The organism is Lientehia hominis, assembly GCF_021044755.1.
In the GTDB taxonomy this organism is placed as follows: Bacteria; Bacillota; Clostridia; order Lachnospirales; family Lachnospiraceae; genus Lientehia; species Lientehia hominis.
In genome coordinates this window covers 810,223-832,063 of sequence record NZ_JAJNOR010000001.1, presented here as the reverse complement: position 1 = coordinate 832,063, position 21,841 = coordinate 810,223, and the positions used below count along the sequence as shown (strand labels likewise).

25 protein-coding genes are annotated in these 21,841 nt (G+C 48.2%); 21 read left to right on the top strand and 4 right to left on the bottom strand.

The window, feature by feature from the left end; all coding sequences use genetic code 11:
* Window positions 1-555: 555 nt before the first annotated feature.
* From LQE92_RS03805 to guaA, 4 genes are all read left to right on the top strand, one after another.
* A complete protein-coding gene (locus LQE92_RS03805; RefSeq protein WP_231061661.1) occupies window positions 556-3,105 on the top strand; it encodes a M13-type metalloendopeptidase in 2,550 nt (849 codons plus the stop codon).
* Window positions 3,106-3,190: 85 nt separating this feature from the next.
* A complete protein-coding gene (locus tag LQE92_RS03800) occupies window positions 3,191-3,877 on the top strand; it encodes a response regulator transcription factor (RefSeq protein WP_231061660.1) in 687 nt (228 codons plus the stop codon).
* Window positions 3,874-5,001 carry a sensor histidine kinase gene (locus tag LQE92_RS03795; protein WP_231061659.1) on the top strand — a complete coding sequence of 376 codons (1,128 nt, stop codon included), beginning with the start codon at window positions 3,874-3,876 and terminating at the stop codon, window positions 4,999-5,001. The genes LQE92_RS03800 and LQE92_RS03795 overlap by 4 nt, the downstream gene beginning before the upstream one ends.
* 157 nt (window positions 5,002-5,158) lie before the next feature.
* The gene (guaA, locus tag LQE92_RS03790; RefSeq protein ID WP_231061658.1) at window positions 5,159-6,451 is read left to right on the top strand and encodes a glutamine-hydrolyzing GMP synthase; all 1,293 of its coding nucleotides are present in this window, start codon (window positions 5,159-5,161) and stop codon (window positions 6,449-6,451) included.
* A 94-nt stretch (window positions 6,452-6,545) separates the two neighbouring features.
* On the opposite strand, the gene LQE92_RS03785 is transcribed toward guaA, so the two are convergent.
* A complete protein-coding gene (locus tag LQE92_RS03785) occupies window positions 6,546-7,424 on the bottom strand; it encodes a LysR family transcriptional regulator (protein WP_231061657.1) in 879 nt (292 codons plus the stop codon).
* Window positions 7,425-7,566: 142 nt separating this feature from the next.
* Here LQE92_RS03785 and LQE92_RS03780 point away from each other — a divergent pair, with 142 nt between their 5' ends.
* The 8 genes from LQE92_RS03780 to LQE92_RS03745 all read left to right on the top strand — a co-directional run bounded on the left by LQE92_RS03780 (window position 7,567) and on the right by LQE92_RS03745 (window position 14,252).
* Window positions 7,567-7,812 carry a hypothetical protein gene (locus LQE92_RS03780; protein WP_231061656.1) on the top strand — a complete coding sequence of 82 codons (246 nt, stop codon included), beginning with the start codon at window positions 7,567-7,569 and terminating at the stop codon, window positions 7,810-7,812.
* Complete coding sequence (locus tag LQE92_RS03775; RefSeq protein ID WP_231061655.1) at window positions 7,812-8,969, top strand: iron-containing alcohol dehydrogenase; 1,158 nt, start codon at window positions 7,812-7,814, stop codon at window positions 8,967-8,969. The genes LQE92_RS03780 and LQE92_RS03775 overlap by 1 nt, the downstream gene beginning before the upstream one ends.
* 66 nt (window positions 8,970-9,035) lie before the next feature.
* A complete protein-coding gene (locus tag LQE92_RS03770) occupies window positions 9,036-9,566 on the top strand; it encodes a flavodoxin family protein (RefSeq protein ID WP_231061654.1) in 531 nt (176 codons plus the stop codon).
* Between the two features lie 23 nt (window positions 9,567-9,589).
* Window positions 9,590-11,077: an aldo/keto reductase gene (locus LQE92_RS03765; protein ID WP_231061653.1), complete on the top strand. Its 1,488-nt coding sequence runs from the start codon at window positions 9,590-9,592 to the stop codon at window positions 11,075-11,077.
* 246 nt (window positions 11,078-11,323) lie between these two features.
* Complete coding sequence (locus tag LQE92_RS03760; RefSeq protein WP_231061652.1) at window positions 11,324-12,202, top strand: AraC family transcriptional regulator; 879 nt, start codon at window positions 11,324-11,326, stop codon at window positions 12,200-12,202.
* A gap of 157 nt (window positions 12,203-12,359) precedes the next feature.
* Entirely contained in the window at window positions 12,360-12,839 is a 480-nt protein-coding gene (locus tag LQE92_RS03755; protein WP_231061651.1) for an NUDIX hydrolase, read from the top strand.
* Between the two features lie 176 nt (window positions 12,840-13,015).
* Window positions 13,016-13,279, top strand: a complete 264-nt coding sequence (locus LQE92_RS03750; protein ID WP_231061650.1) for a CD3324 family protein — start codon at window positions 13,016-13,018, stop codon at window positions 13,277-13,279.
* Window positions 13,280-13,607: 328 nt separating this feature from the next.
* Complete coding sequence (locus LQE92_RS03745) at window positions 13,608-14,252, top strand: CatB-related O-acetyltransferase (protein ID WP_231061649.1); 645 nt, start codon at window positions 13,608-13,610, stop codon at window positions 14,250-14,252.
* Here the strand turns inward: LQE92_RS03745 and LQE92_RS03740 are convergent.
* Entirely contained in the window at window positions 14,241-14,567 is a 327-nt protein-coding gene (locus LQE92_RS03740) for a winged helix-turn-helix transcriptional regulator (protein ID WP_231061648.1), read from the bottom strand. The two genes, LQE92_RS03745 and LQE92_RS03740, sit on opposite strands and share 12 nt — an antisense overlap.
* A gap of 146 nt (window positions 14,568-14,713) precedes the next feature.
* On the opposite strand from LQE92_RS03740, the gene LQE92_RS03735 reads away from it, so the two are divergent.
* From LQE92_RS03735 to LQE92_RS03695, 9 genes are all read left to right on the top strand, one after another.
* Window positions 14,714-15,343: an NAD(P)-dependent oxidoreductase gene (locus tag LQE92_RS03735; protein ID WP_231061647.1), complete on the top strand. Its 630-nt coding sequence runs from the start codon at window positions 14,714-14,716 to the stop codon at window positions 15,341-15,343.
* Between the two features lie 15 nt (window positions 15,344-15,358).
* Window positions 15,359-16,150: a protein-ADP-ribose hydrolase gene (locus LQE92_RS03730; protein WP_231061646.1), complete on the top strand. Its 792-nt coding sequence runs from the start codon at window positions 15,359-15,361 to the stop codon at window positions 16,148-16,150.
* Entirely contained in the window at window positions 16,138-17,001 is an 864-nt protein-coding gene (locus LQE92_RS03725) for an SIR2 family NAD-dependent protein deacylase (protein ID WP_231061645.1), read from the top strand. Before LQE92_RS03730 ends, LQE92_RS03725 begins: the two co-directional genes overlap by 13 nt.
* A gap of 148 nt (window positions 17,002-17,149) precedes the next feature.
* Window positions 17,150-17,353: a helix-turn-helix transcriptional regulator gene (locus LQE92_RS03720; RefSeq protein ID WP_231061644.1), complete on the top strand. Its 204-nt coding sequence runs from the start codon at window positions 17,150-17,152 to the stop codon at window positions 17,351-17,353.
* Window positions 17,350-17,802 carry a DUF6773 family protein gene (locus LQE92_RS03715; protein WP_231061643.1) on the top strand — a complete coding sequence of 151 codons (453 nt, stop codon included), beginning with the start codon at window positions 17,350-17,352 and terminating at the stop codon, window positions 17,800-17,802. The genes LQE92_RS03720 and LQE92_RS03715 overlap by 4 nt, the downstream gene beginning before the upstream one ends.
* A gap of 11 nt (window positions 17,803-17,813) precedes the next feature.
* Window positions 17,814-18,146, top strand: coding sequence for a nucleotidyltransferase family protein (locus LQE92_RS03710; RefSeq protein ID WP_231061642.1), 333 nt, complete (start codon window positions 17,814-17,816; stop codon window positions 18,144-18,146).
* A 134-nt stretch (window positions 18,147-18,280) separates the two neighbouring features.
* Window positions 18,281-18,646 (top strand): SufBD protein, encoded by a 366-nt coding sequence (locus tag LQE92_RS03705; protein ID WP_231061641.1) that lies wholly within the window; start codon window positions 18,281-18,283, stop codon window positions 18,644-18,646.
* A 78-nt stretch (window positions 18,647-18,724) separates the two neighbouring features.
* Window positions 18,725-19,573: a MerR family transcriptional regulator gene (locus tag LQE92_RS03700; RefSeq protein ID WP_231061640.1), complete on the top strand. Its 849-nt coding sequence runs from the start codon at window positions 18,725-18,727 to the stop codon at window positions 19,571-19,573.
* A gap of 228 nt (window positions 19,574-19,801) precedes the next feature.
* A complete protein-coding gene (locus LQE92_RS03695) occupies window positions 19,802-21,088 on the top strand; it encodes an alkyl/aryl-sulfatase (RefSeq protein WP_231061639.1) in 1,287 nt (428 codons plus the stop codon).
* Window positions 21,089-21,165: 77 nt separating this feature from the next.
* On the opposite strand, the gene LQE92_RS03690 is transcribed toward LQE92_RS03695, so the two are convergent.
* Together LQE92_RS03690 and LQE92_RS14630 are read right to left on the bottom strand one after the other, a co-directional pair.
* The gene (locus LQE92_RS03690) at window positions 21,166-21,360 is read right to left on the bottom strand and encodes a hypothetical protein (protein WP_231061638.1); all 195 of its coding nucleotides are present in this window, start codon (window positions 21,358-21,360) and stop codon (window positions 21,166-21,168) included.
* 28 nt (window positions 21,361-21,388) lie between these two features.
* Complete coding sequence (locus LQE92_RS14630; RefSeq protein WP_334301391.1) at window positions 21,389-21,649, bottom strand: methyltransferase family protein; 261 nt, start codon at window positions 21,647-21,649, stop codon at window positions 21,389-21,391.
* Between the last annotated feature and the right edge of the window lie 192 nt (window positions 21,650-21,841).

Below are 21,841 nucleotides of genomic sequence, written 5' to 3'. Positions count from 1 at the left end.
TCAGTTCGGTTACAGACCCGCATAATCTGCAGGAAGAAATTTATGGACGTACGAGACAAGATCCGAATTGATTCTGCGGGATTTGAACTTGATAAAAATATTTCGACCACAGCTATTGGGAATCACTTGACGCAGAGCTGAAAGAGTATGCTGCCGAAATCGGACTTGATTATGTGACAAATGACGATGGTATGAACCGCTAAGGACTTACCATAGAACATATAACCATAAACCGCAAGGAGGTTATTGCCCATCCGACAGACGATGAATTTTGCCCGAGTTGTGGTAATGCATTATGTCGTATCGTTATCGGCGGCAGAGAATAGACAAAATGCTTCGATGAATGTCAAACTCATCGAAGCTTTTTTTATTTACTCTGATTATTTTTATGCTGCTGGCAGCGGGCTTCTTTCCAATGAATCAGTATTCTGTCCTAACAAAAATCTAACATAGCTTATGTTATTGTATAATCACAGTTCAAGACAATGTCCAAAAGAACTGTGAATAGAAAAAGGAAAAAATCAAATAAAAATAAAACAGAAGGGAATAACTATTATGAAAATGAAACGGATAAAGACGATTACGGCGATCGTACTTTTGCTGTCCTTGACCTTGACCGCATGTACCCGTCCCGCAGCATCGGAGAGCACGGCTCCCGAAGAGAGCAGCTCTTCTGGTGCTGCGTCGATTCCATCGGACACCGAAGGGGAATCTATGACACTGGGGCAGCTTGCGGACTATTTTGTGCAGGCAGCGGATGATTACAATCCCAATGCCGACCGCGCCGCAGTATTGGAAGGCTTTGATGAAACAGAGCAGGCAACACGGCTGCAAATGTTCGTGATGGCGGGACGGGCTTTCGGTGATCTGCCTGCTCCTACGGGCAACGGTAAAAATACAGCTCCGCCTTCTGTGGACCTGACCGATACGCCCGAGTGGGCCTGGAGCGTCCTGCGGAACCTGTCCAACGGCGGCGTGCTGGCCGCCTCTGACCTGGGCCTGTCTGAACTGGAGGAAGATCCTGAAACCATGGGTCAGGACGATCCCCTTTCCGATACGGATGATACATCCTTATGGGGTCCAGACGTGTCGTACAGTATGGAGGAGGATCCTGACGGGATTTCCGATACCCAGGATTCCTCTTCTGGAGAAATCTCGGGCAATGACAAGATGAACGCCCATGTGACCCAAAAGGACGCGGAAATCATTGCCCAGCGTTTCTTCCAGGCTTTCGGTACCAACCTGAAGGATAACTTCTATGCGGCTGTCAATAAAGGCGAGCTTGATGCTCTGGAGCTTCCCAGCGACGGTTCTACCGCAGGAGGTTCCAGTGCCGTAGCCGCAAACACAGACAGGCAGCTTCACGAATTGATTCTGGAAATCGTGAACAGCGGGGAAGACTATCCCCAGGGAAGTCCGGAACAGAAGATACGTGATCTCTACAAAAGCGTTCTGGCATTGGATGCCCGCAATGAAGAGGGTGTGGAGCCTCTGCGAAAATATTTGGAGGCTGCGGACGCAGCGCAGAACTTCTCTGAACTCAACGCCGCCATTGCGCTGGCGGTCAATGAGTTGGGCAATCTTGGAAACGGTCTTTTTCCCATGGTGTCCGTCACCGATACTCAGGACAGCAGCCGGAAAGTCATGCAGCTGATGACTCTGAGTCCCCTATTTTCTGCCGGGGACTATGACGACCCTGACAATGAGATGATTCAGGAATATCGGGAAATAATAATATTCCAGCTGACTGCGGCAGGTGAGAGCAGGGAAGAGGCAGAGAGACTGACCGACGGTATCCTCCGTATAGAGAGAGCGCTGACGGAGCATGCTTCCAGTTCCGAGGAGCTGAACAGTCTGCAAAGCCAGACAGACCGCTATACCCCTGAATCTCTGGATGAGCTGATGCCGCAGGCCAAGCCTTCGGAGCTGTTCACGGCAATCGGTCTGAAATCTGATGCCCCGATGCAGGTATTTGACAATAAACAATTTGCCGCTTATGCCGAGTGGTTCACGGAAGAAAATCTGGAGATTTTCAAAGCCATGCAGAAGAGCGCCCTGATCTCTGGTTTCGGCCAGTTTCTGGGCGAAGGGCAGGACGGGAACTCTGACAGTCAGAGCAGCACTCCTGAGGAGATGGCCAATGAAGCGGTACAGTCTTTCCTTTCCGAGGAACTGGGTCAGCTTTATGTAGAACGCTATTTCCCTGCCGAGTCTAAGGCCGAAGTAGAGAAAATGGTACAAAAGATGATTGATGCTTTTAAGACCCGCATCAGCCGCCTGGACTGGATGGAAGAATCCACCAAGCAGGAGGCCCTCAGGAAACTGGACAATATCACCGTGCTGATCGGCTACCCGGATCAGTGGGATTTGAACAACGCCGAGATCAGAGGAGTCTCTGAAGGCGGCAGCTACTTCTTGAACGCGGCCGCCTCAGAGACGGATAAGTGGAAGAAAATGGTCAAAGGGCTGGATGAACCGGTAGACTCCCGCCGTTTCCCTATGGCAGCCTTTACTGTCAATGCAGCTGCCAATCGCAATACCAACACACTGATCTTCCCTGCGGGAATCCTTCAGGCTCCCTTTTATGATAAAAACGCTTCTTTTGAGGCCAATTTGGGAGCCATTGGCAGCACCATCGCCCATGAAATCACCCACATATTTGATGACGAAGGAGCCCAGTTTGATGCGACCGGCACGGCGCGGAACTGGTGGACGGACAGTGACTTCGCCCATTTTCAGGAGCTGTGCAAAAAGGCGGAAGAATTCTTCGACGGCTACGAGGCTGCTCCGGGCATCCCCACGGACGGTAAAGAGACATTGAGCGAGAACATCTCCGACATTGGAGGCATCGCCTGTGGCCTGGAAGTGCTGTCCACCATGGAAAACCCGGACTATGACGCCTTTTTCCGAAGTTTTGCCCGCCAATGGCTGCGTACCGGAAGTTACGAGACCCTGGCCAGTCTGGCTCAGTCCGACCAGCATGCCCCTAATATCCTGCGGGTCAACCGGGTGCTCTCCAATTTTCAGGAGTTCTTTGATACTTACGGCATCAAGCCCGGCGACGGGATGTACGTTGCTCCGGAGGAGCGAATCGTGATCTGGTAACATAAAATGACGGAGGCGTGGTAAACACCTCCGTCATTGACAAGCCAGAAAAAGTCCAGTATGCTGAAAAAAAGGAAGTGATGACATGAAATTACTTTTGGTAGAGGACGAAGTTCTATTATCTAAAAATATATCGAAAGGACTCAGGTTATTGGGCTATGCAGTGGACTGCGCCTATGACGGCGAGGAGGCCCTGGAATTGTACGGCCTGAATGACTACGATCTGATGATCCTGGATCTAAATCTGCCTAAGCTGGACGGTATGGAAGTCCTGCGGCGCATCAGGGAACAGGACGCCGACTTTCGGATACTTGTCTTGTCAGCCCGGAATACTTTAGAGGACAAGATCAGCGGATTGGACGAGGGAAGCAACGACTACCTAACCAAGCCTTTTGAGTTTCGGGAATTGGAGGCCCGTATCCGGGGTCTCCTGAGGAGAAATTTTACTACCGCTCCTTCTCAGCTGCTCTGTGGCCGTCTGCGGGTGAACACGGCGTCCCGGCAGGCTTGGTGCGGTCAGTTACCGGTGGAACTGACACCGAAGGAGTATGCCATTTTGGAATACCTCCTCATCAACACCGGCCGGGTTGTCGGTGCGGAAGAGCTGATCGAGCACGCCTGGGACAGCGCCGCCGATCCCTTTTCCAATTCCTTCCGTTTTCACATTCATTCTCTGCGTAAAAAGCTGGACGAAGCGGGGGCCAGAAACTACATCATCACCCAAAGGAGTCATGGTTACCGGATTCAGGCCCCGGAGGAGAGGACATTATGAAAAAATGGACGTTACAAGTTCGGCTCACTGTATTTGTCGGTGTGATTCTGTTTTCCGTATGTCTGCTTTTGACGGTCAATTCCCTGTTTGCCGCAAATGCTTATTACGGAAATTATGCCATGCTGATCGAGTCTGGTCAGGCGGAGCCAGACCCTGCCTGGTATGAGGCAGATAGATTTGATCCAGGATTGGTGTCTCCGGGTGAATTTTACCAGGAGGCATCTCAGAGGTTTTCTGCACAGTCTCTGACCGCTATGGTTTTTCTTGTGGTTCTGAGCGTAGGCTGTACCTACTGGACAGCCGGTCGGATACTGCGTCCTCTGAAAAAACTGACGGAATCCGTCCATGTTGTCGATGACCTGCATCTGGACCATAGGGTCGTTACAGAAGGAGCAAAAGGCGAGGTGCTGGCCCTTACGGAGTCCTTTAATGGAATGCTGGACAGGCTGGAGAGGTCTTTTTCCATACAAAAAAGGTTTGCTGCCAATGCGGCCCATGAACTGAAAACTCCCCTGGCGGTTATTAAGTCCTCCCTTCAGGTTCTGGAAATGTCACCCCATCCCCAGGAAGAGGATTATCGGGAATTTATGGCGGACACCGGAGAGAGTCTGGAACGTATCATTCATACAGTGGAGGAGCTTCTTTCCCTTACAGATCTGGAAGCGGCTCTGGTCGGAGAGACAGTGGAATTGCGGACTCTGCTGGACCAGGCGGTTCGGGAGCTGTCCGGCATGGCGAAGGAATATGGAGTGACATTTACCGTCTCCGGCCAGGCGCCACCGGTGCGGGGGAATGCCAGCCTCCTGTACCGGGCGGTTTTCAATCTGATTGAAAATGCCATTAAGTACAACCGCCCCGGCGGAACGGCAGCTGTCTCGCTGGAACAAAGCCAAGCCGGCATCTGCATACGGATAGAAGATACCGGGATCGGTATCGAAGCAGATGCTCTGTCTCACATCTTTGAGCCCTTTTACCGGGCTGACCCTTCCCGCTCCCAACAGATCCCCGGTTCCGGTTTGGGCTTGTCTGTGGTAAAATTGATCGTGGAACGGCATGGCGGAAAAATCGAAGTGACTAGCCAGACGGATTCCGGCTCGACGTTCAGCATCATGTTGATACGGTAACTGCCAAGGCACTATTATGAGGTATCCCTTGGGAATGATGCAGTGCTGTATGAACGGCGAAACAGATTTGGATTTGTAAAATACTCATGGAAAATCTGCTGTATTTACGATATAATAATTTTATCAAATTCATTTTTAATACAAGGGAGAAAATAAAGTGAAACAAGATATGATTGTTATTTTGGATCTGGGCAGTACGGAAAATACGGTTTTGGCAAGGGCTATACGAGATATGGGGGTGTATAGTGAGATACATCCTCACGACATTACCGCAAAGGAATTGCGGGCGCTTCAGAATGTGAAGGGTATTATCCTGAACGGCGGGGAAAACAGGATTGTAGACGGTGTGGCTGTAGACGTTGCGCCGGAGCTGTATGACTGTGGTTATCCAATGATCTCCATTGATCATCCTACGGCGAAATGTGAGAAGCAGTATAACAGAATCCCGGAGGAAGCGGCATTGAGAGGCTTTGTATTCAGCGAGTGCGGAGCAGAAGCCAATTGGAACATGAAGAATTTTGTGGCGGATCAAATAGAGCTTGTAAAACAACAGGTAGGCGACCGTAAGGTTCTGCTTGCGTTATCCGGCGGCGTAGATTCTTCTGTTGTGGCGGCTCTTCTTCTGAAAGCCATTGGTCAGCAGCTGGTTTGTGTCCATGTAAACCATGGGCTGATGAGAAAAAATGAATCGGAGAACGTAGTCAGTGTTTTTCGGGATCAGCTCAGCGCAAACCTGATTTATGTAGACGCAACGGAACGTTTCCTTACAAAACTGGAAAATGTATCAGATCCGGAGGTGAAGCGTAAGATTATCGGCGGAGAATTTATCAATGTATTTCAGGAAGAGGCCAGGAAGCTTAAAGGGATTGATTTTCTGGGTCAGGGAACGATTTATCCCGACATAATCGAGAGCGGAACCAAAACGGCGAAAATGGTCAAGTCCCATCATAATGTGGGCGGCCTGCCGGAAGATATGAAGTTTGAGCTGGTGGAGCCTTTGAAACAGCTGTTTAAGGATGAAGTGAGGGCCTGCGGCATAGAACTGGGCCTGCCGGATTATATGGTTTATCGTCAGCCGTTCCCGGGACCGGGGCTTGGCGTCCGCTGCCTTGGCGCGATCACGAGAGAACGTCTGGAAGCGGTGCGGGAATCCGATGCGATTCTCAGGGAAGAATTTGAAAAGGCTGGACTGGACAAGAAGGTTTGGCAGTATTTTACTGTAGTGCCGGATTTTAAGTCCGTTGGTATGAGAAACCATGCGAGATGTTTTGACTATATGGTGATCATCCGGGCAGTCAATACCATTGATGCCATGACGGCGAGTATTGAAAAGGTGGATTGGGATGTGCTGGAGGTGATCACGAACCGGATTCTGAATGAGGTGGATCATGTGAACCGGGTCTGCTATGATATGTCGCCTAAGCCGCCGGCAACGATTGAATTCGAGTAAACTGAAAAGTCGGGGAAACCCAGTGCTTTGATATGCTCCCTATATAATAGACATCTGAAAAATTTTTAAGTCTATTATAAAAGGAGCATATTATTTATACGGATAAAGATGTTTTCAGTTCCTCCAACAGCAGTTCTGCAATCGGGGTAAATACCTGATACTTTTTCCAGATCACATACATTTTTGTTTCCAGAGGAGGTATTAAAGGACGAAAACACAGCTCGCTGTCCTCTCCGACATTTGTAAGTTTATCAAAAGTCAGCATATACCCAAGTCCTTCCTTCACAAAGACAGAGCCATTATAGGCAAGATTGATCGTGCCGGAAAGATTCAGCATATCTGTTTTTTCTCCGCACCACCTTGGGATATCCGCCTGCATTGCCTGCTGGGAACAAATCAAATCAAGGTCGGTCAAATCGTCTGCGCATATCTTTTCTTTTTGTGCGAGGGGGTCGTCTTTTCTTATAACAAGGCCCCAGGTGTTTGTTTCCGGTACTTCCAAATAGTTATATTTTGATAAATTCGGAGGCTCTACGATAACGGCGAAGTCAATGAGCCCCCGGTCTAACCGCTCGGCCACCTGCTCGGTATTTCCACTTGTAATGTGATAACGGAATAGCGGATATTTTTCCTTGAAATGCTTGAGTGCCCGCGCTAAATATTTGATTTGATGAGATTCTGCACAACCAATATGGACTTCGCCGCCCATAATATTGTTTAATGCCTTGAATTCATCAGTCGTTTTGTCTACCATATCTAAAATATCTTCCGCTCGTTTTCGCAGAAGCATTCCCTCGTCGGTTAAGCTTACACTGCTGCTGCCGCGGCGAAACAGTTTTTTGCCAAGTTCCTGTTCCAAGTCTTTGATTTGTTTTGACAAGGTTGGCTGTGAAATATGGAGAGTTTCGGCGGCCCTTGATATATTGCCGGTTCTCGCAGTCTCTAAAAAGTAACGCAAAACACGAATTTCCATTGTTTTAATCTCCCTGATACTGAACTTGATATTATTATAACAGCAACATGTTATTCTTGTAAAGAATAACATGGTATAGAATATAAATATTAGATATATCACATGAAAATGAATATGATAAAGTCATAGGAGGTGCAAAGCAATGGCAGAAGCAACGGATACGCTGGGAATCATCTTTCAAAACCTAGAGGATGCAGGCTGTGACGAGCAAACGGCTAAAAAATGTATGGCCTTTGCAGAAAGCGGCGATATGGGCGGAATGCTGCCGATTCTCACAAGATACAGATCGGAATTATTCGGCACAGTTCGTTCCGGGCAAAAACAAATAGACTGTCTTGACTATTTGATCTACAAAATTCGAAAAGGAACTATTCAGGAGGAAAAATAATGATAAGCTTTAATTTTAACAACCCGACCAATATTTTGTTCGGCAGGGGTATGCTGAATGAGCTTGGTAAGCAGCAGTTGCCTGGCAGAAAGGCCTGCGTACTTATCTCAAACGGAAAATCCACCCGTGCAAACGGCTATCTTGACCGCACGCTGGAGCAGCTTGAAATTGCAGGAGCGGCTTATGCTGTCTACGATAAATTTACGGAAAATCCGTTAAAGGAACATTGTGAGGAGGGTGGAAAATTTGCCCGTGCAAACGGCTGTGATTTTATCGTTGCACTCGGCGGCGGCGCTGTTTTGGACAGTTCCAAGATGGTTTCTTCTATGGCGGCCAATGAAGGCGATCTGTGGGAGTATGCAAAAGGCAAAGAATTCCCCAATGCAGGGCTGCCGATCGTTACAATTCCGACCACTTCGGGAACGGGCTCGGAGGTCAACTGTTCCGGCGTTATCTCCAACCTTAAAACGCAGGAAAAAATCGGGTTTGGTGATGTGAGAAATATCCCTGTTCTGGCAATCGTCGATCCAGAACTGATGAAAACTGTTCCTGCAAGGTACACGGCATATCAGGGATTCGACGCATTATTTCATCATGCTGAAGTGATGATCAGCAAGGGCTTAAATATTTTGAGCGAGGCGATTGCACTCTCCGCGATCGAAAATGTTGCCAAGTATCTGCCCCGTGCGGTCAAGAACGGCAGCGATATGGAGGCAAGAGAGCATATTGCCTATGCTTCGACGGCTGCAGGCATTACAATGAACCTTACGCTGACAACAGCAGAACATTCCATGGAACATTCTATGAGCGCCTATCATCACAGCCTGCCTCACGGTGCGGGACTTATCATGATTTCCAAAGAGTTCTTTCAATTCTTTATTGACAGGCACGCCTGTGATGACCGATTTCTTAAAATGGCAAAGGCGATGGGGATTCAAAATGCTGACAAGGCGGAGGATTTTATTACCGCACTTGTGGAACTGCAAAAGGCCTGCGGTGTAGATGATCTGAAAATGAGCGATTACGGATTCGAAAAGAGTGAAGCAATGACACTTGCGAAGGGCGCTCGTTCCATGCAGGGATTTTTGTATACCTCGAATCCGTGTGAAATGACGGACGAAGATGTTGCAGGGATTTTTGAACGATCTTATTGTTAAATAAATAAAAGACGGCGGCGCTATAGTACCAGATACATAGTGCGGCTGTACAGGCAGGAGGTTTTTATGAATATATTGGTTCTGAACGGCAGTCCCCGTCCAAGGGGAAACACGAAAATGATGATAGATGCCTTTAAAGAGGGGGCAGTTTCTTCCGGAAATAAAGTAGATGTTATAGACGTGTGCCGCAGAAAAATCGGCGGTTGTCTTGCCTGCGAATACTGCCATACAAAAGGAAACGGAGCCTGTATCCAAAAGGATGATATGCAGGAAATCTATGACTTGTTAAAAGGAGCGGAAATGCTTGTGATCGCTTCCCCGATTTATTATCATGGTATTTCAGGGCAGTTGAAATGTGTAATTGACCGCCTCTATTCCGCAGCCTATCCTCAAAAACCAAATAAGCTGAAAAAGGCCGCCATGATATTGAGCTCGGGTGATGCGGATATGTATGACGGCGCTTTGTTTTCATTTGAAGGAGATTTTCTTGGTTATCTCGGCTTGGAGAATATGGGCGTATTTACGGCATATGGAATGGAAAACGGTTCCGATAAGAAAAAAGAGGAGTTAAAATCCTTTGGAGCCTCCCTTATATAAAAGCAGAAACAGGAGGAAGCGGAATGAAACGCATTATGACACTTTTCTTGGCGATTATCCTTTCGCTCGGTCTTGCGGCGTGCAGTAACAGGGCAGAACTAAAGGAAACAGAAACATTTTTGAATCTTGAATCCGGCGGGACAGAAAGCGAAACCCATACAATGAATAACGAATTAAATACAGTAAACGGTACATTGGTCGTATATTTTTCTGCCACAGGCACGACAAAGCCGCTTGCAGAATATGCAGCAGATTTTTTGAATGCCGATCTTTATGAGATTGTGCCGGAAGACCCTTATACCGAGGAGGACTTGGCTTACGATACAGACGGCCGCGCCGATCGTGAGCAAAATGACGCCTCTGCCCGTCCCGCTGTTTCCGGCGGTGTGGACAATATAGACCGATATGACACCATTCTGCTCGGCTATCCGATTTGGCACGGGCAGGCACCGAGGATCATCAGTACATTTTTGGAAACCTACGATTTTTCAGGAAAGAAGATTTTGCCGTTCTGCACTTCTCACAGCAGCGGGATCGGTTCAAGTGACGTCAATCTCCACGATCTTGCTAAAAACGCGGAATGGTTTGAAGGCAGGCGTTTTGCCGCAGGTACTCCGAGAGAGGATATTAAGGCGTGGCTGGATGAGATGGAGATTACTGCCGATAAGACCGTCGGTGATATTTCCTTTGACCTTGAGAGCCGTACTGTAACGCTCAACAGCGGCCACGAGATGCCGATCAATGGATTAGGGACATACAGCCTGCACGGCGACGAGTGCATCAATTCCGTGAAATCTGCGCTGCAAAGCGGTGTGCGGCTTATTGATACGGCTTCCGCCTACGGTAATGAAGAAGAGGTCGGTCAGGCAATTCGTGAAGCGATCGACGAGGGGATTGTCAAGAGAGAAGAAATTTTTGTCACCACAAAAATTTATCCGGGCAGCGAAATGGCCAACCCGGAGGAATCCATTCAGGCCTGTCTGGACAGGCTTGATATTGGCTATGTAGATATGATGCTGCTTCATCACCCCGATGTAAACGATGTGAAAGCGTACAAGGCCATGGAAAAATTTGTGGAGGATGGAAAGATTCGCTCCATTGGTCTTTCTAACTGGTATGTGGAGGAACTGATAGAGTTTCTGTCGCAGGTTGATACCATTCCTGCGTTGATACAGAACGAGATACACCCCTACTACCAAGAAAATGATGTGATTCCGTTTATTCAGGGAAAGGGCATTGTGGTTCAGGGCTGGTATCCGCTTGGCGGCAGGGGGCACACTGCCGAGCTGTTAAATGACCCGGTGATCTCTGAAATTGCCGGCGTCCATGGCGTATCTTCCGCACAGGTGATTTTGCGCTGGAACCTGCAAAAAGGTGTTGTCGTAATCCCTGGTTCCAGCAATCCGGAACACATTAAGGAAAATACGGAGCTCTATCATTTCTCTTTGACGGAGGAGGAAATGTACCGAATCAGCGCCCTCGACCGTGGCGAAAAGCACGATTGGTATTAAATGAAACGAAGCGGCCGCTCTGCTCTCTTTTCAAATGAAAAACATTTCTCTGCTGTTCGGATGATAGAAAGAGTTTTGCTTTGATTAAGAAATCTTACTGACGAAGACAGGCACAGCGTAATCGTTTATAATAGTAAAAGACCGGTATGGATAGAATGTTTTTGAAGACTACATCCCACAGCATAAAAAGTCAAGAGAAAACATTCATATTCCTCTAAAATAGGATCATACGGAAGGAGGGAGACGATGGATTGGATTTCGGGAGTACAGCGGGCGATTGACTACGTAGAGGATCACATCAGGGAGCCCATTGATTATGAAGAGGTGGCAAAACGCGCGTATTCTTCAAGCTTTCATTTTCAGCGTGTATTCAGTATCTTATGCGGTTTTACATTGGGAGAATATATCCGGTGCAGACGGCTGTCCCTGGCGGGAAGTGAAGTGCTGAGCACCGACGATAAGGTGATTGATATAGCCCTGCGGTATGGTTACGATTCACCGGAAAGCTTCAGCAGGGCGTTTTCCCGTTTCCATGGAATGTCTCCTTCTCAGGCGAAAGGCAGCAAGGCAGTTTTAAAGTCCTTTTCCCGTCTGTCCGTAAAACTTATTCTGAACGGAGGAAATATGATGGATTACAGGATTGAAACAAAAAAAGCGTTTAAATTGGTCATGAAACGAAAGAGGGTCTCCGGGAAACAGGAGCTGACGGCGGCAGAAATCTCAGAATTCTGGCAGCAGTGTAGTACAGACGGCACCATCCAGGCACTGTGCAAGTACATTCCGGAGGACAACATTTTTAAAGACTGTATTGTGGGGGCCAGTTTTGGACAGGACGCTTCTGACAAAGAATTTCCCTATGCGATTGGGGCCATGTATGATGGGAGGCCTGTGGAAGAAGCCGATTTTATTGTGGAAGAGATACCGGCGCACACCTATGTGGTATTTCCTTGTACCGGAAAGATGCCGGAAGCTTTTCAGAAGCTGTATCAGCAGATTTACAGCGAATTCTTCCCGGCGAGTGAATATCAGCCCTGTGGAGGAACCGATTTTGAGGCTTATCCGTCGGCAGATGTGACATCTCCAGACTACCACTGCGAGATCTGGGTAGCAGTTGAAAAGAAATAGGATCAGAAAAACCACCCTTTGAGCCTTGATCGGTTTTAAGGGTGGCTCCTTTTTGCTCTCTCCATATCCTACGGTCAGATTTGCTTATTTTCTTCTAAGATGTTAGGATAGAGATATACTGGCAGAAGGTCTTTTTAGAAAAGGAAACAGAAGAAAGATGGAGAAAAAACGTTCCTGCATGACTACGTTATGCTATGTGGAAAAAGATGAGAGTTATTTAATGATGCATCGGATCAGCAAGAAAAATGACGTGAACGAGGGAAAATGGATTGGCATCGGAGGTCATTTTGAGGAAGGGGAGAGTCCGGAGGACTGCCTTCTGAGAGAAGCGAAGGAGGAGACAGGTCTGTCTCTGACAAGATATCATTTCCGTGGTCTGGTGACCTTCACCCAGGCGGGATATGGCACAGAATATATGTGTCTGTATACGGCTGACGGATTTGAAGGAGAGCTGAGGGAGTGCGATGAGGGAAAGCTTGAGTGGGTGAAAAAATCAGAACTGGACCGTCTGGAGCTGTGGACCGGGGATAAGATATTTCTGGATCTTCTGGCGGCCGGTGCGCCCTTTTTCTCCCTGAAACTGGAATACGAGGGAGATACCCTGAAGCTTGCGGTTCTGGACGGCAGACCAGTCTGATCTGGTAAGGGCTGCCCTTTGTTCATTGACGCGGAGGTGAAATGAAAAAGAGAAATGAAGTATGGCTCCATGCAAAGCCGGCCGTCAGCGACCTTTGTATGGAGTGAGTGATTTTAGTCGCTGGATATATATGCCGGCTTTGACACTTGTGGATTTTAAACAAGGAGGAAGCCTGCATGAAATATAAGAATGCGAACGCTGTGCTTCCGGAGGAACTGGTCAGAGAGCTGCAGGAATACATACAAGGAGGGTATCTTTATGTGCCTGTGGAGCGGAGCAGACAGAAACGCTGGGGAGAAGTCTCCGGCTACCGGAAAGAATTGCAGCAGAGAAATAACAAAATAAAGAAAGAATACCGCAGCGGATCTGCAATTGAGGTTCTGGCTGACCGGTACGGGTTATCGGTCTATGCCATTCGTAAAATCCTCTATCAAAGATAGATCAGGGATGGGCGGGAAAGGGGAGACACTTCGTGAAGAAGCTGTCTCCTTTTTGCATGGCGGTCTTGTCCCTTTCTGCGGGCAGTCCTTATATCAGGCGGAAATCCAGTAGGCCTTGATGCAAATATCACGTATTACGGCTGTGGGCTGATCATTTTCGCCGGATGATCGCCGCAGAAAGATTTGAATAAGTGGATCTATAAAGAATTGGAGCAGCGGGTCCGTCCGATTTTATCATATACAAAACATTGCCGGACCATAGTGTATATTGAAGAGGGAAAAGTCAATAGATAAAATATAGGTGAATGCCAGAAGGAGGTAAACGGAAATGTCTGATACAGAAAAAAAGATCTATCCCCGTACGGGAGATAAAGAAACGGTTTACTTGAAACATGTGGTCCATGATCCCGGCATAACGGTCGGGGAATATACGATGTACAATGATTTTGTCAATGACCCGGTACAGTTTGAGAAAAATAACGTCTTATACCATTACCCGGTGAACCATGACAGTCTGGTAATCGGAAAATTCTGTTCCATAGCCTGCGGAGTGAAATTCCTATTTAACAGCGCAAACCACACAATGGCTTCTTTGTCTACCTATCCGTTTCCCCTGTTTTATGAAGAATGGGGACTGGACCGTGCGGACGTCGCCGGCTCCTGGGACAACAAAGGGGATATCCTCATTGGAAATGACGTATGGATTGGTTATGAAGCTGTGATTCTGGCCGGCGTCACGATTGGAGATGGTGCAGTCATTGGAACACGAGCGGTGATCACGAAGGACGTACCGCCTTATACGGTGGTCGGGGGAATACCCGCCAAAACCATTAAGAAGCGTTTCTCAGAAGAAACCATTTCTGCGCTGCTGGAATTAAAGTGGTGGGACTGGCCCAAGGAAAGGATTGCAGAGAACATCGGAGCAATCCAAACAGGCTCCATTGAACAGTTGAGGAAAACGTCACATGTTTGATACTTTCTTTTTATAGTCGGTGCCCCAGTCCACCATGGCGTCCAGCACCGGCTTTAGGCTGTATCCGGTTTCCGTAAGAGAGTATTCTACTCTCGGAGGAACCTCCGGATACACCTTTCTGTTCACAAGACCACTTTCTTCCATGGAGCGGAGATTGGCGGTCAAAACTTTCTGCGATATGCTCCCAATGGATTTCTTCAATTCTCCGAACCGTTTCTTTCCGTCCATCAGATCCCGGATGATCAATACCTTCCAACGGTCGCTGATGAGCATCAGGGTGGTCTCCACCGGGCAGGCGGGCAGCTCTTTGTTCATAAAAACCTCCATTTCATACAATAGTATCATTTGGGTTACTAGGGCACAATAAAGTGCTTACTTTACAAATAGCCCTTATAGATATATTATAATCTTACAGATGAGAAAATACAAGTGATTGAAAGAAAAGAATGGAGGAATTTGAAATGAAGATTGCAGTCGTATGTGCAAATGGAAAAGAAGGAAGCCTGATCGTGAAGGAAGCGATGGGCAGGGGACTTGACGTCACGGCAGTGGTGCGCGGAGAGAACAGATCGGCCGCAGAGAAGGTCATTCAGAAAGATCTGTTTCAGCTGACTGCTTCAGACCTGGAAGGCTTTGATGTAGTCATTGACGCTTTCGGAGCATGGACGCCGGAGGAACTGCCGAAGCACAGCACATCTCTGAAACATTTATGTGACGTTGTCAGCGGGAAAGACACAAGGCTTCTGGTGGTCGGAGGGGCGGGGAGTCTCTATGTGGATCCAGAGCATACTGCACAGGTCATGGACGGCCCTGACTTTCCGGATGTCTTTAAGCCGCTTGCATCCAATATGGGGAAAGCCCTGGAGGAGCTCCGCACAAGGAAGGATGTAAAATGGACTTATTTAAGTCCGGCCGGAGATTTCCGAGCCGATGGAGAAAGAACAGGTAACTATATTCTCGGTGGCGAGGAGCTGACGCTGAATTCTAAAGGGGAAAGTGTCATCAGCTACGCGGATTATGCGATTGCCATGGTCGACGAGGCAGTGAACGGAAACCATATTCAGCAGAGGATTTCTGTTGTCGCGGAATAAACGGAGGCGGAAGTCATGACACAGCAGGAACGTTTGCTCTATCTGATACAGTATTTGATCAAGGAAAACTCCAGGTACAGCGGGATTAAGATTCCACGGTTCGCAGAGGAACAAAAGCGTCTGTTCCGCTCCCTGATGAACGTGCGCCCGCCGGAACCGGTCACAGATGAGTTCTTAAAGGTTCAGGACGCATATCTGGCAGAAGAGCGGGACCAAAGAGGGGTGGTTTCCGTATCGGAGCTGTCCATGATGCAGGAGGGTATCTGTCTGTGGAAGGGAGATATCACCACCCTGCGGGCAGACGCCATCGTGAACGCGGCTAACCGGGCGCTTCTGGGCTGTTTCGTACCTTGTCACGGATGTATCGACAATGCCATACATTCTGCCTCGGGAGTGCAGCTTCGGCTGGCCTGCCGCCGTATCATGGAAGAGCAGGGAAGGGATGAACCGGCAGGAGCCGCCAAGATCACGGAGGCGTATAATCTGCCGTGCCGGTATGTACTGCACACCGTAGGCCCGATCGTACAGGGAGAGCCGACGGAAACAGACAGAATGCTTTTGGCATCCTGTTATCATTCCTGCCTGGAGCTGGCAGCGGACTATGGGGTTAAAAGTATTGTTTTTTGCTGTATTTCCACGGGAGAATTCCATTTTCCAGGCGAAGAAGCGGCTAAGATTGCGGTGGAAGCCGTAAAGGGGTTTATTCGGGCGGACGATCGGATTCAGCGTGTTGTATTCAATGTCTATAAAGATGCCGATTTTCAGATCTATCGGAAACTGTTAGGAGATAATCAATGCAGTTACTGAAAACTAATACAAAACAGAAAACATTGAAAGAGCTGCTCGCCGGCGCCGATGCAGTACTGATCGGCGCCGGTGCAGGGCTGTCCGCTTCTGCGGGATTTACATATTCCGGCGGGCGATTTGAAAGATATTTTGGGGATTTTAAGAGAAAGTATGGTTTTCACGATATGTACTCCGGCGGTTTTTATCCCTATGACACGCTGGAGGAATATTGGGCCTATTGGAGCCGGTATATCTGGATCAATCGTTATACGGACATACCGAAGCCGGTATATGAAACCCTGCTGCGGCTGGTAGACGGCAAGGATTATTTTGTGCTGACCACCAATGTGGACCACTGTTTTCAAAAAGCCGGGTTTGATAAAAAGTGCCTGTTTTATACTCAGGGTGACTATGGTTTGTGGCAATGCTCCAAAGCCTGTCATAATAAGACATATGATAATGAAAAAATGGTGCGTCAGATGACAGAGGAACAGAAGGATATGAGGGTTCCAGCGGAGATAGTGCCGCACTGCCCTGTATGCGGTGCACCGATGACCATGAATCTTCGCTGTGACGATACCTTTGTGCAGGATGAAGGATGGTATCAGGCATACGGGCGGTATCAGGATTTTCTCCGCAGGCATCAAGGAGTTTCCGTTCTTTATTTAGAGCTGGGTGTGGGCATGAACACCCCTGGAATCATTAAATTTCCTTTTTGGCAGCAGGTCAGGCAGAATCCCCTGGCAAATTATGTTTGTATAAACAGAGGAGAGGCTTATGTTCCCCACGAAATTGAAAAACGGAGCCTTTGTCTGGATTCTGATATTGGAACAGTGTTGGAGGAATTCTGCTCTGCCGAGCCGGGTAAGTAAGAAGAGCAGAGGGGCCGGATTCTGTCTGCCGGAAAACTTTCTCAACTTTGAGTGACATATATATTATATATATGCAATATATATTTGACATATAGGGACGAGAAGAATATAATTAAGGCAGATAAGAAGAGGAACAAAGAGGTGAGGGATGAAAAACCTGAAAATGAAAATCGCAAGGATGGAAAAGGATATGTCGCAGATTGAACTGGCGGAACGAGTCGGCGTGACAAGGCAAACCATCGGGATGATAGAGGCGGGAGATTATAATCCAACACTTAAGCTGTGCATCGCGGTCTGCAGGGAGCTTGACAAAACGCTGAATGATCTGTTTTGGGAGGAGGGAATTAGATGAAAGGAAAAGGGCTGGACGAAAGGCAGAGACAGGCTGCCGCCAGAACAGGGGCTGTCAGCTTTTATGTCATGTTCATCCTATGTGCGGCCGTGATCCTGATTAAGCTGGCCGGAAAGGGAAGACTGGAGGATGCTTCAGGTGAAACAGTTATATTGATCGCCGGCGGTATCGTCTATCTGGCCGGCTGCATCAAGAGCGGCATCTGGACCAGGAACGGCGGCGGAATGACGGTGTGGCAGATGGTGCTGGGAAGTATCGTGTGCTCCGGCCTCTTCTCGGTGCTCTTTGCTTATATCATCGTACAAAAAGCCGGTGAAAATGCAGTTGTCGCCAAATATGTCGCTATATTTTTTGTGGGAGCGGCCATTCTGTGCTTTATCTGCCTTTATGCTTTGGAAAAGGCAGTGGAGATGCGAAAACGGAAACAAGAGGAAAAGTATTTCGAATAGGGGGTGTATTCATGGAAGAACAGGAATTAGTGGTGGTGTTCTCCGCAGCGGGCAGGACAGAAGCGGAACAGATAGTGCGGCTGCTGAAAGAGAACGAAATCCCCGCCGTCAGGAAGGGCGGGGTCATGGATGTCTACATGGGGAATTCGATCACAGGTGAAGAAATCCTGGTCTCCCTTGAAAATCTGGATACAGCGAAGAAGATTCTGGAGGGATTCCAGCCCATCAGCACAAGTTCGGGAGAGGGCCGCCGTGTCTATTCCAAGGGCCAGAAAGTGATCGGCTGGATTTTGTTGGCCGTCGCAGTCGTTCTCTGTGTCATAATTCCCATTTTATTTTTATAGGAAGAAACCAAGTGAAACAAGACATGCCGCTGTCAAGTCCTTGGTGGTATTCTGTGAAAAGGATTCTGATATGAAAATACCGGGGCAGCCCGGCCGGAAAGTAAGGAAAAGGACACAGTATGGAGTGGAATAACATGGAACATATGGAAAATTTGGTTTCTCTGCTTTGGAGCAAAGACCATAATGCGGGCTGTGCAGCCCTTAGGCGGCTGGAGGAACTGTCCGGAGAATCGGATGCTGTGTATCTCTATACAGACAGATTTGCGGAAATGCTGGATTCAAAAAGCTCTTATGTTCGAAATAGGGGACTGCTTTTGCTGGCGGAAAATGTGCAGTGGGACGAGGAGAGAAAAATGGACCGGATTCTGGACAAATATCTGCTTCACGTCGTGGATGAGAAGCCAATCACTGCGAGACAATGTATCCAGGGGCTCCGAAACATGATCTCAGCCCGTCCGGAATGGATTCCGCGGATCAAGCAGGCGATGGAGAATAATTAAAAAATATTTAAAAAAGTATTGACCCCTACGGAACGTCATGGTGTAGAGTGACGTTATCAAGGTCAGGAGGAAGCATCAATGAGAACAGTGAAAGAAGTTTCAGAGTTGACGGGTATCAGCGTGCGCGCGCTTCATTATTACGATGAGATCGGCCTTTTGCGGCCAACCGTCTACAGTGGGGCGGGATACCGGCTTTATGACGATAAAGCCCTGGAGACTCTGCAGCAGATACTGTTTTTCCGGGAGCTTGACATGCCGTTAAAAGAAATAAAGGCAGTCATGGAAAATCCTGATTTTGATGAGGAACTGATATTGAAGAGCCAGAGGAAGATGCTGGAGCTGAAAAGAGAGCGGCTGGACCGTTTGATATCCGGCATTGACGATATTCTGAAAGGAGTCAATCGAATGAATTTTGAAGTGTTTAATGAGACGGAGATTGAAGAAATGTATCAGTCCATGGTAGGGAAGATGGATGAGCAGCAGGTTCAAGTCCTCACCGAGAAGTACGGCGGGCTGGATAATTTCCGGAAGCATTTTCTGGAAAACGCGGGCAGTCAGCAGGCGCAGGAAAATTTTCAGAAGGTAGTGGAGTGGTACGGGGACAAGGAAACCGTCAAAGAATCGGTAAAGAAGCCGGGCAGCTCGGAGATCATGCAGGCGTATCAGAACCGGATCGACGCAATCTGCCGGAAGCTGGCAGATAAAAAAGGCACAGATGTGTCTGCTTTTGAAGTAAAGGCGTTGATAGGCGAATATGATTTTGTTTCCAAACAGCTGTATCAGATGAAGGATGTGAGCAGACTAATGAAGGAGCTGGCGGAATCCTATCGGACCGACAAAAGGGTGAAGGGAGCGCTGGACCAGCAGTATGGAGAAGGTGCATCCGAATATATCGGAAAAGCGATCCTTGAATTTTATAAGTGCTGATTATCAATATGTGTGATATTGCGGACCTGCATTGATATCGGCGGGTCCGCGGTTATTTTCCGGATGCCTCGGCCGTTTGACATTTCCACAGATGGAAAAATTGACAGTTACTCCTCCGTGCTTTGAAGACGGAGGCATGATACCGATTGAGCATATATTGCCGCAGGCAGTTTTAACGGGCCATTTTAGATAAAGATTTCCTATGGAAAGCAGGAGGGGATGAGAATCATGCTGACAAAAGATGGATGTAAACAGTTGCGGGATTTTACAGAAAAGAACTATAAAGAGACGATTTCCGAGGTGGCAGAAGGAGTATGGTTTGTCCTGGGGGCAGGACACAGCAACGCGGTCTTTGTTGAAACGGATTTCGGCATTATTTTGATCGATACATTGGACACGCTGGAGCGAGGAGAAAAATTGCTTGGAATCATACGGCAGAATACCGGGAAGGAAGTCAAAACCATTATTTATACCCATGGACATCCGGACCACAGAGGAGGCGCAGGGGCATTCCTGGAAAGCAGGCCCGAGATCATTGCCTTTGAGCCGAAGTGTGCGGAATTAGAAAAAGCTGATCTCCTGCAGGATATCCAGAAACTGCGGGGGACGAGGCAGTTTGGTTATTCCCTTACGGATGAAGAGGCGGTCTCACAGGGAATCGGAGTGAGGGAAGGAATCACTCATGGAGAGCGCCGGGCTTTTGTCTCACCGACGACTGTGTACCGGCAAGATACTGTCACCCGGGAAATTGATGGCATACAAGTGGAAATGGTGCGGCTTCCCGGGGAAGCGGAAGACCAGATCATGATCTGGTTCCCTCAGAAGGAAGTGCTGTGCTGCGGGGATAATTACTATGGCTGTTTTCCCAACCTTTACGCGATACGCGGAGGCCAGTACCGCGATATTGCTCAATGGATAGACAGTTTAGACAAAATCATGTCCTATCCGGCCTCCTGTCTTTTGTCGGGACATACGGCCGCTGTCCTGGGCCATGAAGAGATCAAGAGGACGCTGGGGAATTTCCGGAATGCGTTTGAATATATTTTGATTCATGCACTGGAAGGGATGAATGCAGGCAAAAGCGCGGAACAATTGGCTTCAGAATTATCCCTGCCGCCGGAATATGCAGAGCTTCCATATCTGGTAGAGCATTATGGATGCGTGGAATGGACGATACGGGCCATTTATACGGCGTATTTGGGGTGGTTCGACGGAAATCCCACCAACCTGCACCCGCTGAGTCCGGGCATTCATTCGAAAAAAATGACCGCCCTGGCAGGAGGGGCCCAGAATGTCTGGAAAACGGCCAGGAAAGCCATGGAAGAAAAAGAATACCAATGGTGCCTGGAGCTGTGTGATCTTCTTTTATCCAATGATGAGACGGCATGCGGAGAAGCTCTGCTGCTGAAGGCCCGCGCTCTGGAACGGATCGCGGAATATGAAACGAGCGCCAACGGGCGGCATTATTATCTGGAGTATGCCAGAGAGCTTAGAGAGAAGAATAAAAAAGGATGATTGTGGATGCCCATTAAATATAGCTTTCATAGCGGCGCTGCTCTTGCACTGCCTTTGCCGGCAAGGCGATTGCCTGTTTAGGACAGCTGCTGATACAGCGACAGCCCCATGTTTTTACAGCTTTGCCGTACAGCCGGTGCGGAAATAAGCTTTTGATTGTTGTAAAAGCATTGGGGCGGCCACGGAGGCCCGATTCCTTCAGGCGCGCGGACCCTGGGGATATCCAATCCTTTTCTGGAATCAGAAATATGGCGCATATAAACACCTGTCATTTTTGTTTCCTGTTTTTAAAGGGGTTTGTCAAAGATACCGCCTTACTTTTTTCCGGTATTGTTCGTAGCTTTCCCCAAATTTTTCTGAACACCATCTTTCCTCGGAAAGAATAATCCAATGGGTGGAGATTATAAATACGAGGACGATTCCTCCCAGCAGCAGTGACTTTGTCAGCAGCACGCAGCCTGAAAAGAATAGGAAATAGGATACATACATGGGGTTACGAGAGAAACGGTAAAGACCGCTGGAATTTAACCCCGAGACGGAAGGGGATGCGTAATTTATCATGGAAATCACGCAGAATAAAAGTCCCAATATGTAGACGGCGGCGCCTGCGGCGAACAGCGAAAAAAAATCCATATTAACAGTGAGAAAGCATAAGTACACAAAAATTGCGACGTTTGAAGTCTGATATATCCAATAGGCAGTTTTCTCATTTCCGGCCACAGGAGGAAAATAAGCCGCGCGTTTTACCGCGCC

What these genes read in the sequence shown, in the direction of transcription:
- LQE92_RS03690 (WP_231061638.1), bottom strand. Translation starts at nt 21,360, where the DNA reads ATGACAGGTGTTTATATGCGCCATATTTCTGATTCCAGAAAAGGATTG.
- LQE92_RS03710 (WP_231061642.1), top strand. Translation starts at nt 17,814, where the DNA reads ATGGAAGAACAGGAATTAGTGGTGGTGTTCTCCGCAGCGGGCAGGACA.
- LQE92_RS03735 (WP_231061647.1), top strand. Translation starts at nt 14,714, where the DNA reads ATGAAGATTGCAGTCGTATGTGCAAATGGAAAAGAAGGAAGCCTGATC.
- LQE92_RS14630 (WP_334301391.1), bottom strand. Translation starts at nt 21,649, where the DNA reads ATGATAAATTACGCATCCCCTTCCGTCTCGGGGTTAAATTCCAGCGGT.
- LQE92_RS03695 (WP_231061639.1), top strand. Translation starts at nt 19,802, where the DNA reads ATGCTGACAAAAGATGGATGTAAACAGTTGCGGGATTTTACAGAAAAG.
- LQE92_RS03705 (WP_231061641.1), top strand. Translation starts at nt 18,281, where the DNA reads ATGGAACATATGGAAAATTTGGTTTCTCTGCTTTGGAGCAAAGACCAT.
- LQE92_RS03800 (WP_231061660.1), top strand. Translation starts at nt 3,191, where the DNA reads ATGAAATTACTTTTGGTAGAGGACGAAGTTCTATTATCTAAAAATATA.
- LQE92_RS03745 (WP_231061649.1), top strand. Translation starts at nt 13,608, where the DNA reads ATGTCTGATACAGAAAAAAAGATCTATCCCCGTACGGGAGATAAAGAA.
- LQE92_RS03775 (WP_231061655.1), top strand. Translation starts at nt 7,812, where the DNA reads ATGATAAGCTTTAATTTTAACAACCCGACCAATATTTTGTTCGGCAGG.
- LQE92_RS03725 (WP_231061645.1), top strand. Translation starts at nt 16,138, where the DNA reads ATGCAGTTACTGAAAACTAATACAAAACAGAAAACATTGAAAGAGCTG.
- LQE92_RS03795 (WP_231061659.1), top strand. Translation starts at nt 3,874, where the DNA reads ATGAAAAAATGGACGTTACAAGTTCGGCTCACTGTATTTGTCGGTGTG.
- LQE92_RS03715 (WP_231061643.1), top strand. Translation starts at nt 17,350, where the DNA reads ATGAAAGGAAAAGGGCTGGACGAAAGGCAGAGACAGGCTGCCGCCAGA.
- LQE92_RS03700 (WP_231061640.1), top strand. Translation starts at nt 18,725, where the DNA reads ATGAGAACAGTGAAAGAAGTTTCAGAGTTGACGGGTATCAGCGTGCGC.
- LQE92_RS03805 (WP_231061661.1), top strand. Translation starts at nt 556, where the DNA reads ATGAAAATGAAACGGATAAAGACGATTACGGCGATCGTACTTTTGCTG.
- LQE92_RS03770 (WP_231061654.1), top strand. Translation starts at nt 9,036, where the DNA reads ATGAATATATTGGTTCTGAACGGCAGTCCCCGTCCAAGGGGAAACACG.
- LQE92_RS03785 (WP_231061657.1), bottom strand. Translation starts at nt 7,424, where the DNA reads ATGGAAATTCGTGTTTTGCGTTACTTTTTAGAGACTGCGAGAACCGGC.
- LQE92_RS03765 (WP_231061653.1), top strand. Translation starts at nt 9,590, where the DNA reads ATGAAACGCATTATGACACTTTTCTTGGCGATTATCCTTTCGCTCGGT.
- LQE92_RS03740 (WP_231061648.1), bottom strand. Translation starts at nt 14,567, where the DNA reads ATGAACAAAGAGCTGCCCGCCTGCCCGGTGGAGACCACCCTGATGCTC.
- LQE92_RS03755 (WP_231061651.1), top strand. Translation starts at nt 12,360, where the DNA reads ATGGAGAAAAAACGTTCCTGCATGACTACGTTATGCTATGTGGAAAAA.
- LQE92_RS03750 (WP_231061650.1), top strand. Translation starts at nt 13,016, where the DNA reads ATGAAATATAAGAATGCGAACGCTGTGCTTCCGGAGGAACTGGTCAGA.
- LQE92_RS03720 (WP_231061644.1), top strand. Translation starts at nt 17,150, where the DNA reads ATGAAAAACCTGAAAATGAAAATCGCAAGGATGGAAAAGGATATGTCG.
- LQE92_RS03780 (WP_231061656.1), top strand. Translation starts at nt 7,567, where the DNA reads ATGGCAGAAGCAACGGATACGCTGGGAATCATCTTTCAAAACCTAGAG.
- LQE92_RS03730 (WP_231061646.1), top strand. Translation starts at nt 15,359, where the DNA reads ATGACACAGCAGGAACGTTTGCTCTATCTGATACAGTATTTGATCAAG.
- LQE92_RS03760 (WP_231061652.1), top strand. Translation starts at nt 11,324, where the DNA reads ATGGATTGGATTTCGGGAGTACAGCGGGCGATTGACTACGTAGAGGAT.